This is a genomic window from Chromohalobacter israelensis DSM 3043, assembly GCF_000055785.1.
Taxonomy (GTDB): domain Bacteria; phylum Pseudomonadota; class Gammaproteobacteria; order Pseudomonadales; family Halomonadaceae; genus Chromohalobacter; species Chromohalobacter israelensis.
Window position 1 is genome coordinate 3,523,254 of sequence record NC_007963.1, and the last position, 16,704, is coordinate 3,539,957.

Annotated in this window: 17 protein-coding genes; 10 read left to right on the forward strand and 7 right to left on the reverse strand. The window is 65.4% G+C overall.

All coding sequences use genetic code 11. The annotated features are described in order from the left end of the window. The gene (locus CSAL_RS16005) at positions 1-1,062 is read left to right on the forward strand and encodes an Lnb N-terminal periplasmic domain-containing protein (protein ID WP_011508448.1); all 1,062 of its coding nucleotides are present in this window, start codon (positions 1-3) and stop codon (positions 1,060-1,062) included. On the opposite strand, the gene CSAL_RS16010 is transcribed toward CSAL_RS16005, so the two are convergent. Continuing rightward, positions 1,059-2,573, reverse strand: a complete 1,515-nt coding sequence (locus CSAL_RS16010; RefSeq protein WP_011508449.1) for a YifB family Mg chelatase-like AAA ATPase — start codon at positions 2,571-2,573, stop codon at positions 1,059-1,061. The two genes, CSAL_RS16005 and CSAL_RS16010, sit on opposite strands and share 4 nt — an antisense overlap. 163 nt (positions 2,574-2,736) lie before the next feature. Then, the gene (locus tag CSAL_RS16015) at positions 2,737-3,093 is read right to left on the reverse strand and encodes an accessory factor UbiK family protein (RefSeq protein WP_011508450.1); all 357 of its coding nucleotides are present in this window, start codon (positions 3,091-3,093) and stop codon (positions 2,737-2,739) included. Between the two features lie 257 nt (positions 3,094-3,350). Between CSAL_RS16015 and CSAL_RS16020 the strand changes: the two genes are divergently transcribed. The 3 genes from CSAL_RS16020 (at position 3,351) to glnK (ending at position 5,465) form a co-directional block, all read left to right on the forward strand. Then, the gene (locus tag CSAL_RS16020) at positions 3,351-3,689 is read left to right on the forward strand and encodes a P-II family nitrogen regulator (RefSeq protein ID WP_011508451.1); all 339 of its coding nucleotides are present in this window, start codon (positions 3,351-3,353) and stop codon (positions 3,687-3,689) included. A gap of 27 nt (positions 3,690-3,716) precedes the next feature. Further along, complete coding sequence (locus tag CSAL_RS16025; protein WP_011508452.1) at positions 3,717-4,967, forward strand: ammonium transporter AmtB; 1,251 nt, start codon at positions 3,717-3,719, stop codon at positions 4,965-4,967. Between the two features lie 159 nt (positions 4,968-5,126). Continuing rightward, positions 5,127-5,465, forward strand: a complete 339-nt coding sequence (gene glnK, locus CSAL_RS16030) for a P-II family nitrogen regulator (protein WP_011508453.1) — start codon at positions 5,127-5,129, stop codon at positions 5,463-5,465. A 120-nt stretch (positions 5,466-5,585) separates the two neighbouring features. Here glnK and CSAL_RS16035 read toward each other — a convergent pair whose 3' ends face one another. Then, positions 5,586-6,107: an ankyrin repeat domain-containing protein gene (locus CSAL_RS16035; RefSeq protein WP_011508454.1), complete on the reverse strand. Its 522-nt coding sequence runs from the start codon at positions 6,105-6,107 to the stop codon at positions 5,586-5,588. Between the two features lie 86 nt (positions 6,108-6,193). On the opposite strand from CSAL_RS16035, the gene CSAL_RS16040 reads away from it, so the two are divergent. The 3 genes from CSAL_RS16040 (at position 6,194) to CSAL_RS16050 (ending at position 9,499) form a co-directional block, all read left to right on the forward strand. Further along, positions 6,194-7,078: a LysR family transcriptional regulator gene (locus CSAL_RS16040; RefSeq protein ID WP_011508455.1), complete on the forward strand. Its 885-nt coding sequence runs from the start codon at positions 6,194-6,196 to the stop codon at positions 7,076-7,078. Between the two features lie 198 nt (positions 7,079-7,276). Continuing rightward, positions 7,277-8,173 carry a HalD/BesD family halogenase gene (locus CSAL_RS16045; protein WP_011508456.1) on the forward strand — a complete coding sequence of 299 codons (897 nt, stop codon included), beginning with the start codon at positions 7,277-7,279 and terminating at the stop codon, positions 8,171-8,173. Positions 8,174-8,230: 57 nt separating this feature from the next. After that, complete coding sequence (locus CSAL_RS16050; RefSeq protein ID WP_011508457.1) at positions 8,231-9,499, forward strand: M24 family metallopeptidase; 1,269 nt, start codon at positions 8,231-8,233, stop codon at positions 9,497-9,499. A gap of 96 nt (positions 9,500-9,595) precedes the next feature. Here the strand turns inward: CSAL_RS16050 and CSAL_RS16055 are convergent, their stop codons facing one another. Beyond that, on the reverse strand, positions 9,596-10,741 hold the full coding sequence (locus CSAL_RS16055; RefSeq protein ID WP_011508458.1) for an RNA-guided endonuclease InsQ/TnpB family protein: 1,146 nt from the start codon (positions 10,739-10,741) through the stop codon (positions 9,596-9,598). A gap of 135 nt (positions 10,742-10,876) precedes the next feature. On the opposite strand from CSAL_RS16055, the gene CSAL_RS16060 reads away from it, so the two are divergent. From CSAL_RS16060 to CSAL_RS16070, 3 genes are all read left to right on the forward strand, one after another. Next, complete coding sequence (locus CSAL_RS16060) at positions 10,877-11,731, forward strand: glycine betaine ABC transporter substrate-binding protein (RefSeq protein WP_011508459.1); 855 nt, start codon at positions 10,877-10,879, stop codon at positions 11,729-11,731. Positions 11,732-11,874: 143 nt separating this feature from the next. Further along, positions 11,875-12,858, forward strand: a complete 984-nt coding sequence (locus tag CSAL_RS16065; RefSeq protein WP_011508460.1) for a GlxA family transcriptional regulator — start codon at positions 11,875-11,877, stop codon at positions 12,856-12,858. A gap of 92 nt (positions 12,859-12,950) precedes the next feature. Further along, positions 12,951-14,210 carry a TauD/TfdA family dioxygenase gene (locus CSAL_RS16070; RefSeq protein WP_043558694.1) on the forward strand — a complete coding sequence of 420 codons (1,260 nt, stop codon included), beginning with the start codon at positions 12,951-12,953 and terminating at the stop codon, positions 14,208-14,210. Positions 14,211-14,277: 67 nt separating this feature from the next. On the opposite strand, the gene CSAL_RS16075 is transcribed toward CSAL_RS16070, so the two are convergent. The 3 genes from CSAL_RS16075 to CSAL_RS16085 are packed head-to-tail and all read right to left on the reverse strand — an operon-like array spanning position 14,278 to position 16,651. After that, complete coding sequence (locus CSAL_RS16075) at positions 14,278-14,763, reverse strand: thioesterase family protein (RefSeq protein WP_011508462.1); 486 nt, start codon at positions 14,761-14,763, stop codon at positions 14,278-14,280. Then, positions 14,763-15,752 (reverse strand): 3-hydroxyacyl-CoA dehydrogenase NAD-binding domain-containing protein, encoded by a 990-nt coding sequence (locus tag CSAL_RS16080; protein ID WP_011508463.1) that lies wholly within the window; start codon positions 15,750-15,752, stop codon positions 14,763-14,765. Before CSAL_RS16080 ends, CSAL_RS16075 begins: the two co-directional genes overlap by 1 nt. Positions 15,753-15,769: 17 nt before the next feature. Then, the gene (locus CSAL_RS16085; RefSeq protein WP_011508464.1) at positions 15,770-16,651 is read right to left on the reverse strand and encodes a beta-keto acid cleavage family enzyme; all 882 of its coding nucleotides are present in this window, start codon (positions 16,649-16,651) and stop codon (positions 15,770-15,772) included. Positions 16,652-16,704 lie beyond the last annotated feature (53 nt).

A 16,704-nucleotide genomic window follows, 5' to 3' on the forward strand; every position in this document is an offset into this window, starting at 1 on the left:
ATGACACGCGGCTGGGTGGCATCGCTGTGGCACGGGGTCCTGGCCAGCCTCATGGCGCTGCTCATCATTGCCAGCAGCGGCTGGGCGGTGCTGGCGCTGTGGTACCGCTTGCCCGGCCCCGTCGCGCTGCGCTACGTCGCCGCGGGGATATGGATCGCCGCCGCGCTGGCGTGCTGCGTCGGGCTCTTCGTCAAGGGCTGGCCACAGCGGGCGATGCTGGCCTATGGCATCCTCTATCTCGTGCTGGGCGTCTGGTGGGTCTCGATCCAGCCCGCCTCCGATCGCGACTGGGCGCCGGATGTCGCCCATATCGTCGACGGCATGCGCCAGGACGATCATCGCGTCACGCTGGAAAACGTGCGTCACTTTCAATGGCGCACCCCGCAGGACTTCGACGAGCACTGGGACACCCGCCACTATGACCTGGACCGGATACGCTCCGTCGACCTGCTGGTGTCCTACTGGATGGGCCCCGCCATTGCCCATACGCTGGTCAGCTTCGGCTTCGACGATGGGCGCCACGTCACCTTCTCGGTGGAAATCCGCAAGGAGCGCGGCGAGGCCTTCTCGACCCTGGGCGGCTTCTTCAAGGAATATGAAGTCAGCATCATTGCCGCCGACGAGCGCGACATCGTGCGACTGCGGACCAATGTGCGCGGCGAGGACGTCTATCTATATCGTGTGAAGATGTCCAAGCCGGTCATGATGGACCTGTTCCTCGCCTATCTCGACGAGGCCCACCGGCTGCAACGCGAGCCGCGCTACTACAATACGCTCACCACCAACTGCACCACGCTGGTCTACGACATGATGCGGCGCATCGTCCCCGGGCTGCCCTTCGACTATCGCCTGCTGCTCTCGGGCTACCTGCCCGAGTACGTGCACAGTGTCGGTGCACTGGCACCGCACGTGCCCTTCGCAAGGCTCAAGGCCGCCGGTCACATCAACGCCCGCGCCCTGCAAGCGGACGACGCCGAGGACTTCTCCGTCCGCATCCGCGAGGGCATCCCCGGCGCCGATGCGCCCTCCTACGACATGAATGACCGGGACATGAAGGACTAGCTGCCCGCGCTGCCCCCGATCAGCCGATCCATCTGACGGTAGCCGATGGCTTCCATCAGCTGCGGCTGGCGGGGGCGGGGCTCCTCGGCGAGGTCGGCGAGCGTGAGGGCGACGCGCAGCACGCGGTGGTAGGCGCGGGCGGAGAGGTTGAGGCGATTGAGCACGTCGGCCAGCCAGGTGCGCTCCTGCCCGTCCAGGGCGCAGAGCTCCTCCAGCGCGCTGCCAGGCAGGTAGGCGTTGAGCGCACCGCGCTTGGCCTGGCGCCGGCGCGCGGCGAGCACGCGCTGTCTGACGGCCTCGGAGCTTTCGCCGCGGCGCTGCTCGGTGAGTTGCGCGGCGGGCAGCGCGGGGACTTCCACCTGAAGATCGATGCGATCCAGCAATGGGCCGGAAAGCCGCGACTGGTAACGCTGCACTTGCGCCGGCGTGCACACGCAGGCCTGGCGTGGATCGCCGAGATGCCCGCACGGGCACGGGTTCATCGCGGCCACCAGCTGAAAGCGCGCCGGAAAGCGACGCTGCATCAAGGCCCGCGAGACGACGATCTGCCCCGATTCCAGCGGCTCGCGCAGCACCTCCAGCACGTGTCGGTCGAACTCCGGCAGCTCGTCCAGGAACAGCACGCCGTGGTGGGCCAGGGAAATCTCCCCCGGACGCGGCTTGCCGCCACCGCCGACCAGGGCCACACCGCTGGCGGTATGATGAGGCGTGCGAAACGGCCGCTGTCCCCAGCGTTCGAGAATGGGCAGCCCGCACACCGAGCGCACGGCGGCCACCTCCAGCGCTTCGTCCTCGTGGAGCGGCGGCAAGATGCCCGGCAGGCGACTGGCGAGCATGGTCTTGCCGGTGCCCGGAGGTCCGGCAAACAGGAGGTTGTGGCCTCCGCTGGCGGCGACTTCCAGCGCCCGGCGGGCCTGGTGCTGGCCGCGAACCTCGGCGAGATCCGGCTCGGCCAGCTGCGGTGCGGGGCGCTCACCAAGTTGGTGCGGTGCGATCCTCTCCTGCTTGAGCAGATGCGCAACGACCTGAGGCAGATCGACGGCGGGACGGACGTCCAGGTCGCCGGCCAGCGCCGCCTCGTCGGCGTTGCTGGCGGGCAGCAGCAAGGTGCGCCCGGCCCGACGCGCCTCCAGGGCCGCCGGCAGTACGCCGCGCACGGGGCGCAGCTTGCCGTCCAGTGCCAGTTCGCCCAAGCACTCGAGCCCCGCCACCGCTTCGCTCGGGATCTGCCCCGAGGCCACCAGGATGCCCAGCGCAATGGGCAGATCGAAGCGCCCGCCTTCCTTGGGCAGATCCGCCGGCGCGAGATTGAGCGTGATGCGCCGCGTGGGGAAATCGAAACCGGCATTGATCAGCGCGCTGCGCACCCGTTCGCGGCTCTCCTTGACCGCTGCCTCGGGCAGGCCGACGATCGCCAGGCCCGGCAGGCCGTTGGTCAGATGCACCTCGACCAGGACGTCCGGCGCCTCCAGCCCCAGCCCCGCGCGCGTGTTGATGATGGCAAGCGCCATGAGCTCCCTCGCGATTGAACCGTAACATTCGCATACACTAATTCATTGCAGACGAGAAAGCACGGGCATCGCGCGCACCGAAACGGCGCCTGGCGGGCAAAGTCATCGAACATCGATGCGGCACATCGCGCCAGGCCGCATCGTCACATCAAGGAGGAGGGGATCAGCTCTCGCGGTCGCCGCCGGACGTTGCGGCGTCGTTGCGGCGCGCGTCGTCATCCGCATCGTCGGCGGCGGGTTCCGCCCCTTCGGCCGCGGCCACCGGCGCGCTCTGTCCCACGTCCAGGGCCGCCTCCAGTGCCGCCACCTGGGCCTCGAGGGCTTCGACCCGGGAACGCGTGCGCTGCAGCACTTCCATCAGGATGTCGAAGTCCTCGCGCGAGACCAGCTCCATGCGGTCGAAGGCGCTACGCATCACGCCCTGCACGCTGCGCTGAATGTCTTCCGGCGCGTGCGAGGCGTCCTGGAGGCGGTCGCCGACTTGCTGCGCGAGACGTGAGAAGAGGTCTTGTGTCGCCATGGGGGTTCCCTCGGATTGAACATGTCCTTCTTGTCACAAGCATACGCAAGGCCAGCGGAATACGCATGCGCCATGTTGGTGCACGGCCGGCGCGGCCCTGCACCAACATCCGCCAAACGCTGGCCCGCCCCCCGTGCATGCCTGCCACCACCAGCCCCTTGAGCGCCATAAACGACTGTTTTGTATGGCGCATGACCAATATGGCATAGCTTCTGCGTACTTCCAGAGAGGCGAAAGCCGACAACGGGAGAACTGGCATGAAGCTCATAACCGCCATCATCAAACCCTTCAAGCTGGACGATGTCCGCGAGGCGCTGGCCGACAATGGCGTCCAAGGCATCACCGTCACGGAAGTGAAGGGGTTTGGGCGCCAAAAGGGGCATACGGAATTGTACCGCGGCGCCGAATACGTCGTGGACTTCCTACCCAAGGTCAAGATCGAAATCGCGGTCGAAGAAGACCGGCTGGAAAGCGTGCTGGAAGCGATCAGCAATGCCGCGAACAGCGGCAAGATCGGCGACGGCAAGCTCTTCGTCACGCCGCTCGAAGACGTCATTCGAATCCGTACCGGTGAACGCGGGGCCGACGCCGTATAACGGCGCGGGCTGAAGGAGAGATAATAAATGACTGAAGATATTACACAGCTATCGTACGCGCTCGACACCTTCTACTTCCTGGTCTGCGCCGTACTGGTCATGTGGATGGCCGCCGGTTTCGCCATGCTCGAGGCCGGTCTCGTCCGCGCCAAGAACACGGCGGAGATCCTGACCAAGAACGTGGTGTTGTTCGCCATCTCTTGCACGATGTATCTGCTGTTCAGCTACCACTTGATGTATTCCAGTGGCGCTGGCGGCTTCATGCCGAGCCTGGGCTTCCTGCTGGGCGCCGAGAACACGGCCGACCAGGTCCTGGGCAGCAACGGCGACCTCTACTATTCCAACCGGGCCGACTTCTTCTTCCAGGTGGTGTTCGTGGCGACCGCCATGTCGATCGTCTCCGGGGCCGTGGCGGAACGCATGAAACTCTGGGCGTTTCTGGCCTTCGCCGTGGTGATGACCGCGATCATCTATCCGACGTCCGGCTACTGGACCTGGGGCGGCGGCTGGCTCGCCGAGCTGGGGTATTCCGACTATGCCGGCTCGGGCATCGTCCACATGGCCGGGGCGGCCGCGGCTCTGGCCGGGGTGCTGGTACTCGGGCCGCGCAAGGGCAAGTACGGCAAGAGCGGCGCGGTCTACGCCATTCCCGGTGCCAACCTGCCGCTGGCGACGCTGGGGACCTTCATCCTGTGGATGGGCTGGTTCGGCTTCAACGGCGGCAGCGAGCTGATGGTCTCCAACATCGATTCCGCCAACAACATGGCGCAGGTACTGGTCAACACCAATGCCGCCGCCGCCGGGGGCGTGATCGCCGCGCTGATCCTCGCCAAGATCTGGTTCCGCAAGGCGGACCTGACCATGGCCCTCAACGGTGCCATCGCCGGTCTGGTCGCGATCACCGCCGATCCGCTGTCACCCACCGGCCTGGGCGCCACGCTCATCGGTGCCGTCGGCGGGTTGCTGGTGGTCATCTCCATCGTGGCGCTGGACAAGCTGAAGATCGACGATCCGGTCGGTGCCATCTCCGCACACGGCGTGGCCGGCCTGTGGGGCGTTCTGGTGGTGCCTGTCACCAACGCCAGCGCCTCCTTCGGCTCACAGATCATCGGTGCCGTCGCCATCTTCCTGTGGTGCTTCATCGCGAGCCTGATCGTGTGGCTGATCCTCAAGGCCGTGATGGGCGTCCGGGTCAGCGAGGAAGAAGAATACGAAGGGGTGGACCTGGCGGAATGCGGCCTGGAAGCCTACCCCGAATTTTCCGTCGGCAAGAAGTAAGAGAGCCGACATACCGAGTGAGCTGGCGTGCTCCCCTGGCCCCCTTCGGGGGGCCTTTTTTTAATCCCGCGACCAGCGGTGTATGCTTGAAAGCATGATCGTTGGGCATAATCGAGGGTGGTATGCGCCACCCGCACATACGATGCGAGGAGAAAGACGATGAAACTGGTGACCGCCATCATCAAGCCGTTCAAGCTCGACGACGTCCGCGAGTCGTTGTCCGAGATCGGCGTTCAGGGGATTACCGTCACGGAAGTGAAGGGCTTCGGCCGTCAGAAGGGCCACACCGAGCTGTATCGCGGGGCCGAATACGTGGTCGACTTCCTGCCCAAGGTCAAGCTCGAGGTCGCCGTCGACGACGACATGATCGAGAAGGTGATCGACGCCATCACGCAGGTGGCCAACACCGGCAAGATCGGCGACGGCAAGATCTTCGTCTCGCCGCTCGAACAGGTCATTCGTATCCGTACGGGCGAGACCGGCAAGGACGCGGTGTAAACCACGCCCTGCCGGCACGCTGATGCGACGAGGCCCCTCGCTGCCCCCTCGATGCCAGGGGCGGCGAGGGGCCTCGCCGTTTTCGGACGGTCGTGCTCGCGCGGGCGTGCCAAGATGCGCTCAGACGGCATCCAGCAGCGCGGGCGTGCGTGTCGCGCCCATCGCCGAGGCAAGCTCGCTGGCCGTCATGCCACGGCTGTCGGTGGCACGCGGATCGGCTCCCTGGGCCAGCAGATACTCGACGATCTCGGCATTGTCGAACATCGCCGCGAACATCAGGGCCGTCTTGTCGTCGGGAGAACGCGCATTGACCGAGGCGCCATGCGTGACCAGCAGTTCGGCCATGGCCAGGTGTCCCTTGAAGGCCGCGCCGGAGAGTGGATGATGGCCGTTGTCGTTGTACATCTCGGGGTCGGCGCCATGTTCGAGCAGCAGTTGCGTGGCGTCGAGATGCCCGTGATAGCTGGCCAGCATCAGCAGGCTGTCGCCCTTGTCGTTGCACATGTTGGGGGGCAATCCCTGGGACAGCCAGCCACGCAGCTTTTCCGTCTCGCCGTTGCGCGCGCTGTTGAAGATTTCCGTGGCCAGCCTGATCGTCGCCTCGTCCAGCTCGGTGTTGGCCGTATCGTGGTGGTCCGACATCGTGTCGTGCTCCTTGTCGCATCTTGCATCGAGCGTAGCATGTCGTTTCACGCGACGCGCCACCCTTCAAGAGACCCGAGAGTCCCATGCTGGATATCAAGTATTACGTATTGATCGACGCCATCGCGACCCACGGCACGGTGCACGATGCCGCCGCCGCCATCGGCATCACCCAGCCCGCGGCGACGCATCGCATTCGGGAAATGGAACGCCGCCTGGGCGTTGCGCTGTTCCATCGCGAAGGCCGTCGGCTGACGCTTTCCGCCTCGGGCGAGCGTCTGCTCGACACCGCTCATGCGGTACTCCCCCAGTTGCGCAACGCCGAGCTCGAGGCATGGCAGCTGGCTCGCCGCGCCGAGCCCGCCCTGCGCCTGGGCATCGGCCCCTACGACACCTTCTCGCGGGCGATCCCGCATCTCTACGACCAGCATGAGCGCGACATCGACCTGGTGCGCTTGCCCATGGCGGACATGACCACGGCCCTGCTCGCCAACCGGGTCGACATGATCTGCATGATCGAAGTCCCTTCGCAGCGCGGGATCGCTCACCAGTTGCTGTTCGAGGAGCCACTGGTGGCCGTGCTGCCCCCCGACCACCCCGACGCGCAGAGCGACACCATCCCCGCCGAGGTATTCGACCGGGGACGACACTTCACCTACAGCATCACGCCCGAGTCCGGCCACGAGTTCGAGCACTTCTTCCAGCCCGCCGGCGTCTATCCCTCGCACATGGTACAGATCGAGTCGGTCGCCCTGATCCTCGAGCTGGTCGCCGCCGGCAAGGGCGTGAGCATCCTGTCGCGCTGGGCCGCCCGGGACGCCCATCAGGCCGGGCACGTCGTCATGCGCCCCCTGGCCGGCGACATCCCGCGCATTCCCTGGTACCTGGCCTATACGCAGACGCCCCACATCGCCGCCGTCGCCGAACCACTGGCGGACACGCTACGCCATCTCTATCGCGCCGATGAGTGATCGCGAGGCGCGCCGCCAAGGGCCTGAGACCGAACGATAAGAATCTCGTCGCAGATGGCCGGACATTCTCATTAGTTTCACGCTCCCCGGGCTTTTACCGTATCGCCACTTTCCAGTCACGACGGCCAGTCACGACCGGCCAGTCATGACCGACCCGTCACGACTGGCCGGCCACGACCCATCAGGAGGGGCGATCTCATGTCACAGGCAACACTCGCAACACAAGCCACCGAGCAAGACGTCACCGCCGAGCATCATCCCCTGGCACGCATCATCGATCTCGAACGTTATCCGATCCTGGAGCGCGACAGCGACGCCTACCGGGCGGCGGTCGAGGGTGTCCGCCAGCAACTGCGTACCGATGGCTGCGCCCTGTTGTCGAAGTTCATTCGCGAGGATCTCATCGAGCCGCTGCGCGAGGAAAGCGAGGCCCTGGCGCCCAAGGCGTTCTACTCGGACAACAACGTCAATCCCTACGTCACGCCGGATGACCCGTCACTGCCCGAGGATCATCCCGCTCGCTTCTTCCAGCACTACACCAACGGTTTCGTGGCACGCGACCTGATCCCCGAGGACGCCATCGTCCAGCAGCTCTATCGCGACCCCGACTTTCAACGCTTCGTGGCCGACTGCCTCGAAGAGCCAGTGATCTACGAGTTCGCCGATCCCATTGCGGGGCTGGTCATCAACGTCATGCCCGACGACACCGAGCTGCCCTGGCACTTCGATACCAACGAATTCATCGTCAGCTTGATGACGCGGCGTCCCAACGAGGGTGGTGAATTCCAGTACGCGCCCAACATCCGTCGCCCGGGCGACGAGAACTTCGCGGCCGTTCAGCGCGTGCTCGAGGGCGATCACACCGATGTCGAGTCGTTGACGCTCAACACCGGCGATCTGCAGCTGTTCAAGGGGCGCTACTCCATGCACCGCGTCGCCGCCGCCAAGGGACAACGCCTGTGCACGCTGCTCGGCTACGCCAAGACTCCCGACATGATGGGCAGCCTGGAGCACACCAAGCGGATCTACGGCCGCGTCACGCAACAGCACATCGACGCCGACAATCAGCGCCGCCACGACGCGCTCATGGGCTGACGACACCTCGCACGCGTTTCCCGGCGTTTCGTTCACTTTCAACCAGGATATCTTTCAATGGGCGATATCGTTTCACTCGCCGGGTCCGTCCCCACGGGCGGTCCCTACACCGACGGCAGCTTTCGTCACGCCACGCTGGATGCCGAGCTGCTCTCGCGCGTCGAGCGCTATCGGCTTCAGCGGCTGCGTCAGCAGATGCGTCACCACGAGCTGGACGCGGTGATCCTGTTCGACCCGATCAACATTCGCTATGCCTGCGGCGTGCGCAACATGCAGGTGTATTCGCAGCGCAACCCGGCGCGCTACCTTTATGTTGCGGCGGACGGCCCGGTGGTGCTGTTTGAGTTCAGCGCCTGCCTGCATCTGGCAGCCAACGCCGAACTGCTCGACGAGGTCCGCCCCGCCCGGGCGGTGATGCCGCAATACAGCGGCCCGCGTTGCGCGACGCACACTCAGGCCTTCGTCGACGACATTCGCGGTCTGTTCGCGCGCTCGCATGCCCAAGGGCAGCGCCTGGGGATCGAATCCGCGCCCACCGGCGCCATCGAGGCACTGGGCCAGGCCGGCTTCGAACTGACCGACGCCGCCACCGTGGTCGAGGGCGCCAAGTCGATCAAGAGTGTCGACGAGCTGGCGCTCATCCATCGTTCCGTGACGCTGACCGAAGCCGCGATGACGCACATGGAGGCCGCCCTGCGCCCCGGCATGAGCGAAAACGAGCTGTGGTCGATCTTCAACCAGCATGTGCTGGCGACCGGTGGCGAATACGCCGAGACCCGCCTGCTCAGTTCCGGCGCGCGCACCAACCCGTGGTTCCAGGAATGTTCGGACAAGATCATCGCCCCGGGTGAGCTGGTCGCCTTCGATACCGACATCGTGGGATGCTTCGGCTACTACACCGACTTCTCGCGGACCTTCCACGTGCCCGGCGCAGGTGCGCCCAATGCCGAGCAGAAAGCGCTGTATCGCATGGCCGCCGACCAGCTCGAGCGCAACATCGCGCTGCTGCGCCCCGGCATGAGTTTCCGCGACTACTCGCGCCAGGCATGGCCGATCCCCGACGGCTATCGCGAGAACCGCTACCTGGATATCGTCCATGGCTGCGGCATGACCGGCGAATGGCCGTTGATCGCCCACGACATGGACTGGGACGACGTCGGCTACGATGGTGACATCGAGCCCGGCATGACGCTGTGCGTCGAGGCCTACATCGGCCACCGCGACGGCACCGAGGGCGTCAAGCTGGAAGAGCAGGTGCTGATCACCGAAGATGGTATCGATCGCCTCTCGACCTACGGCTATTCCGAGACGCTGATGGCAGAATGACACCATCGCGCAACACTTTTCTCATCCCTTTCGATTCACCAACACAAAAAGGACGCGTTTGACTGCTCCCCGCCCTGAAGGATGGGGGTTCCCAATTCACCGAGAACCGGACACGGAGACGGGCTCCATGCCGCTTACATTCTCTCCAAGGGCTAACACCGCCAGCCCGGCGGCTTTGATATTACGCGCGGCGTTGATGTCACGGTCGTGGGTAACCCCGCAGGCGGGGCAGTCCCAGGCACGAACGCTCAGCGGTAGCGCGTCTTTGATGTGCCCGCAATCCGAGCAGCGCTTGGAGCTGGGATACCACGGGTCGATCCTAACCAGTTGGCGTCCGGCCCACTGTGCCTTGTATTCAAGCTGGCGGGCGAACTCGCCCCAGCCAGCATCGGCAATGGCCTTGGCAAGGCTCGGGTTGCGGAGCATGTTCTTCACTTTCAAGGATTCGACGCAGACCACTTGGTTCTCGTTAATCAGTCTGCGAGACAGCTTGTGCAAGCGGTCCATTCGGCAATCGGAGATCTTCGCGTGAAGTCGCGCCACTCGCTTTCTGGCCTTGGCGCGGTTGGCGGAGCCGAGCTTCTTCTTGCTCAACCGGCGCTGTGCCTTGGCCAGACGAGCCGCGTATTTAGCGGTATGGCGGGGATTGCCGATTCGTTCTCCCTGATCGGTGATAAACAGGTCTTTCAGGCCCAGATCGATACCGGTCATCCGAGGGGTGACGGGCAGCGTCTCGGGAGTGAATTCACACAGGCAACTGACAAAGTAGCGGCCTGCCGAGTCCTTGGAAATCGTGATGGTCGTCGGCTCGCTGGGCAGCTCACGGCTCCAGCGGATAGCGAGCGGCTCCTTGCACTTGGCCAGGAACAGCTGACCATTTCGATACTTGAAGGCCGAGCGCGTGAACTCCGCCGCCTGGCGGTGCCGCTTGTTCTTGAAGGCCGGGTAACGGGCACGGCCTTCAAAGAAGTGCTTGAAGGCCGCCTGTTGGTGGCGAAGACACTGCTGAAGCGGAACCGAACTAACTTCGTTGAGAAACGCAGTTTCGTCGGCTTTCTTCATCCGCGTCAGGTAAGCGTTGGCCTCAACGTAACCTATCCGCTCTTGGCGCTGGTAGAAGGCATCCGTGCGATAACGCAACACCGCGTTATAGACGAAACGTACACAACCGAACGTCCGGGCAAGCAACTGAGCTTGCTCAGGCGTCGGGTAGAAGCGGTATTGGTAGGCGCGTTTCGTCATGCGCAAAATTATATAAAACTTAAATTCAAAGATAGCAACCACTCAAGAAGGAGGCAGCGAGAATAGGGTCGTCCCACAGACGACGCGCTATCCCTCCCCGCACTAGAAGTACGGGGTATCTCGCGCAAAAATCTGATGAAACCGTTGACTCCCCTTTTCGTCGCCTGTGGCCTGGCCGGCCTCTCGATGACCGCCTCGGCCGATGACACACTGACCATCGGCACCAACAACTGGTCGGAAAACATCGCCGTCTCTCACATGTGGCAGCAATTGCTCGAAAAGCAGGGCTACGACGTCGAGCTGACCACCACGGGCAAGAGCGTGCTGTTCAGCGGGCTGGCACAGGGCGATCTGGATATCTCGCTGGAAGTCTGGCTCCCGAATGGCGACGCCCAGTACATCAAGCCCTACGAGGACCGTATCGACGTTCACGATGCCTGGTTCGACGGCGCTCAGGACGAGCTGGTGGTGCCCGCCTACCTGGAAGACATCAACACCATCAGCGATCTCAAGGACAACGCCGAGCGCTTCGTCTATCAGGGCCAGCCCACCATCATCGGCATCGAGTCGGGCTCGGCCATCTCCGGCGAGACCGAGAACGCCATCGAGAGTTACGATCTGCCGTTGCGTCAGTTGAACAGCTCCGGGCCGGCCATGCTTGCAGCCCTCGAGGAGGCCTACGCCAACGAGGAGCCCATCGCGGTCACCCTCTGGCAACCGCACTGGGCCTACGCGCAGTACGACCTCAAGGCCCTCGAGGATCCCAAGAAGAGCTACGGCGGCGGTGACGACATCATGTGGATGTCGCCCAAGGGCTTTGGCGAACGCCATCCCGAGGTCACCGAGATGCTCGACACCTGGCACATGAGCCATGCCCAGTTGGCCGATCTCATGCTGACCATCGAAAACGTCGGCGACCCCACGCAAGGCGCCAAGCAATGGATCGAGGAAAACCGCGACCTCATCGACGAGTGGCTCGTCGACGCATGATCCAGCCGGGCCGGCCATCACGGCCGGCCCTCCGCCTGCCCTGTCCGATCCTCTTCTCGATGCGTCCCTCATGCCGGGAGAATTTGCTATGGTAGCCACGTCGCGGCGACCGTCGCCCGATGTATCGCCGTGGGGGAGGACTGATGCGCTTACACTATGCCGGCCCGTTGCCCGAACCCATCGGGTTCCTGCTGCTGCCGCGCTTCTCGATGATGGCGTTCTTCTCCGCCGTCGAGCCGCTGCGCATCGCCAACCGCATCGCCGGCGAGACGCTGTTCACCTGGCGTGTCATCAGTCTGGACAGCGCCCCGGTCACCGCCAGCAACGACATGACCCTGCTCGCCGACGATTCGCTTGAGTCGGCTCCCGCCCTGCCCAGCATCGCCATCTGCGCCAGTTTCGAGCCCGAGGAACGCCTGACCCGTCGCCTGCTGCGCTGGCTGCACCAACGCGACCAGGACGGCTGCGTGCTGGGCGGCATCGATACCGGTAGCCTGATCCTGGCCCGCGCCGACCTGCTCACGGGGCACCGTGTCACCCTGCACTGGGAAAGCCTGCCGGCGTTTCGCGAGCGCTTCCCCGAACTCGACGCCGTCGAGTCGCTCTTCGAGGTCGGGCCGCGGCGCTTCTCCTGTGCCGGCGGCGCCGCCGCGATGGACATGATGCTGGACCTGATTGCGCGCCGGCACGGCGAGGCCCTGGCGGCAGCCGTCTCCGAGCAGTTGATCCACGCCCGCATGCGCCCGCGTCACGACCAGCAGCGTCAGGACCTCACCCAGCGCCTGGGGACCCACAAGCACAGCGTGATCGAGGCCGTCGCCCTGATGGAGCGTCACCTCGAGGCGCCGTTGCCGCTCGCGCGACTCGCCGCGCGTATCGGCATTTCCCTGCGCCAGCTTCAGCGTCTCTTCGAGCAAGAGCTGGGCGAACGGCCACGCGACCACTATCTCCGCCTGCGTCTGCAACGCGCCCGGCAACTGCTGCGGGAAACCGACCGCGACATTCTCAGCATCGGCCTGGCCTGCGGCTTCACTTCCGCCTCCAGCTTTTCGCGGGCCTACAAGCAGCATTTCGGCGCCAGCCCGCGACACGCCCGCCGCGGCCCCGACACTCCCCCCACGGCATGACGACTGACGGCAAGAAGACGTCGCCTGAGGTGTAAACGGCGGTGACGAGGGACGCCATGCTAGGCCCATGTTCCCCTGCCCAGGAGGCCGCCATGACATTCTCTCCCCCCACGACCGCCCCGCTCGACGCCTTGCCGGCGACACCGGACTACGATGCCTGGCCTATCGAGGTCGCCATCCAGCACGTGAGCCACACTCCCCGCCAGGTCGAAGTGCGCTGGGAAGACGGTCGCGTCAGTCGATACCACAGCATCTGGCTGCGCGAAAACGCCGCCGACGACAGCACCGTCAATCCGGCCACCCGCGAGCGCATCCTCGACCTGTCACGCCTCGGGGCGTGGCCCACGGTCAGCGAGGCGCGCCTCGACGACGCCGGTGCGCTGGAGATCGTCTTCGCCCCGGAGCAACGCCGCCTGCGATTTCATCCCGGCTGGCTGCGAGCCCACGATTACGCCAACCTGGACACGCCAGAAGCGCCACTGGTCCCCACGACGCTGTGGAAAGGCAGCGAGCGCGACGCGCCCACCACTCTCGATGCGCATGACTGGCTAAGCGCCGACGACGATCCCCTGGCACCGGACGCCTGCCTCGAAAGCGCCCTCGAGGCCGTCATCGGCGAAGGCCTGGTGAGGCTACGCAATCTGCCCACCGACCCCGGCAGCCTGGATGCCATCGCCCGGCGCATCGGCCCGCCGCGCACCACCAACTTCGGCACGCTGTTCGACGTGCGTGCCAAGCCCGACCCCGACTCCAATGCCTACACCTCGATCGCCCTGCCACCGCACGTCGATCTGCCGACCCGCGAGTACCAGCCCGGTCTGCAGTTGCTGCATTGCCTGGAAAACGACACCGTCGGCGGCGATGCCGTGATGATGGACGGTTTCGCCGTGGCCGAGGCCCTGCGCGAGCGTCATCCCGAACATTTCGCGACGCTCACGCGCGTGCGCTGGTGCTACGCCAACACGGCCCGCACCACCGACCACGTATGGTTCGACCCGATGATCAAGCTGGACGCCAACGGCCACTTCGACGAGGTACGCATCGCCGACTTTCTGCGCGGCCCGCTGATGGCGCCGTTCGAGGACGTGGAGCCTGCCTATGCCGCCTTGATGGCGCTGCAGCGCCTGCTGCGCGAGCCGGAGTTTGCGTTGCGTTTCAGTTACGCGCCCGGCGACATGGTGATCTTCGACAACCGCCGCTTGTTGCACGCCCGCGATGCCTTCGATGTCGGCCAGGGCGGGCGCCGCTGGCTGCAGGGCTGCTACCTGGAGCGCGACGAGGCCCGCTCGCGGCTGCGCATGTTGCGCCGTGCCCACCGCCGGCAATGCGTCGACGCCCTCGCGCACGGCTGACCACGCGAGCCCCGGCCACAAAAAACCCCCATGGCACGCCATGGGGGTTTTTTTGCCTCGCGCATGCTCAGCGACGCGGTATGCCGATGCGCCGCCCGGCGGCCCGGGGCCACTCCTCGCCTGCCCGGGGGAGCGCCTCGAGCGCCGAGGCGACCGGCGCCGGAAACGCCGCCGGCCGCCCGCTTTCGATGTCGATGCCCATCAGCATCTGCTCACTGGTCGCCAGCGTCTCGCCGGCGGCGTTGGTGAGCGTGAAGAGCACATGCAATCGCTTGCTGTCGCTATCGAGCAGCAGGAGCGTCACCGTCAATGCCTCGCCGCGATGCGCCTCCTTTCGATAGCAGAGGTGCGTCTCGAGGGTATAGAGCGTGTAACCATGCTCGGCTCGTCCGGCCATATCCAGGCCGATACGCTCCATCAGCGCCTCGACGGCCAGCGAGAAGACCCGCGCATACTCGGCATCGTTCATGTGGCCGTTGTAGTCGACCCAGGCGTCGGCCACCCGGGTTTCCAGCAAGGGGCCGAACGTTGAGCTGTCTGGTGTCCGGCTCATCAGATGCGCCCCTCGAGCCCCTCGGCTTCCGGCCAGTACTTGCGGGTCAATGCCAGCAGCTCGGTAAGGAAGGCGTCACGCCGCGTTTCCAGTTCGGCGACGCTGCGCCCGGCGGCCTGATGCTCGCAGCCGTCGGCGACCTTCTCGATCAGCTCGTCGGTCAGCTCCGGCGCCTCGAGCTTGGTCCACGGCAATTTCAGTGCCGGCCCGAACTGGTGCAGCATGTGACGCATGCCGCCCTCGCCCCCGGCCAGGTGGAAAGTCAGGAAGGTGCCCATCAGCGACCAGCGCAACCCCGCACCGTAGACCACGGCGGCATCGATTTCCTCGGTAGTGGCGACACCGTCGTTGACCAGGTGCAGCGCCTCGCGCCACAGGGCTTCCATCAGGCGGTCGGCCACATGGCCCTCGATTTCGCGACGCACCACCAGCGGCCGCATGCCCAGCGCGGCATACTGAGCCCGGGCGCGTTCGGTGACGACCGGCGCGGTGTGCTCACCGCCCACCAGCTCGACCAGCGGCAGCAGGTACACCGGGTTGAACGGGTGCGCGACGATGACGCGACCGGGGTCGCGCGTGCAGGCTGATTGCAGTTCACTGGGCTTGATGCCGGACGTCGAGGAGCCGATCACCACGCCCTCGGGGGCATGTGCATCCAGCTCCGCCAGGACGCGATGCTTGATCTCGAGTCGCTCGGGCACGTTTTCCTGGACCAGATCGGCCTCCTCGACGGCTTCGATGGCCGAGGCCGCAAAACGCAGCCGACTCGGGTCCGCCGTGTCGGCAAGGCCCATCGTCGCCACCGATTCCCAGACCCGTTCCACGAAGGCGCGCGTCGTTGCCTCGGCGCCGGGGGCCGGGTCGAAGGCCACGACATCGCAGCCCGCCGCCAGGGCTCGCACGATCCAGCCATTGCCGATCACGCCGGTGCCGATGACGGCGACCCGCGCGGGCACATCGGCCGCCGCGGCCGTGTCTTGTCGAGACATCATGTTCTCCTTGTCGCTCACGGCTGGCGCAGCCCCAGCGTCTGACGTGTTTCGGCCGGCGTCTGCACGCGGCCTCCCAGGTTCTCGGCAATCGTCGCGGCGCGTTCCACCAGTTGAGCATTGGTAGCGAACACGCCGCGGCTGAGGTAAAGATTGTCCTCGAGGCCGACCCGCACGTGACCGCCGAGCAGCATCGACTGCGCGACCATCGGCATCTCGCTGCGCCCGATGCCGAACGCCGACCAGTGGGCGTTGGCGGGCAGCTTGTTGCGCATCGCGAGCATGGTCTCGGTATCCGCCTCGGCGCCCCAGGGAATCCCCAGGCAGAGCTGAAACAGCGGATCGCCCTCGATCAGGCCTTCCTCGATCAACTGACGCGCGAACCACACGTGGCCCAGATCGAAGCATTCCAGTTCGGGTTTCACCCCCGCGTCCTTGACCAGGCGAGCATGCTCGCGCAGCCAATCGGCGGTGTTGAGATAGACCATGTCGCCGAAGTTGAGACTGCCGCAATCCAGGGTGCAGATTTCCGGCAACAGCTCGCCGACCGGCTCATGGCGCTCCGCCGGCGTCTGCAGATCGGTGCCTTCGAGACCATGGATGACACCGTCGCGAACCTCGGGGAACAGATCGCCCCCGCCGCCCGCGGTGATGTTGATGACCGCATCCACATCCGCCTCGCGGATGCGACCCACCGCCTCGCGGAAGTACTCGGTGGAATGGCTCACGCCACCGGTTTCCGGATCGCGCACGTGCAAGTGCACGATGCTCGCCCCGGCGCGCGTGGCCTCGATGGCGCTGTCGGCGATCTGCTTGGGCGTGATGGGCAGGTCGGGATGCTTGTCGGCCGTGTCACCCGCGCCGGTGATGGCACAGGTAAGAATGACGTTTCGATTCATGGTGGCGTCCTGAGCGTCTGAATGGGCGGCACGATGCCGTCGAACCCCTTCAT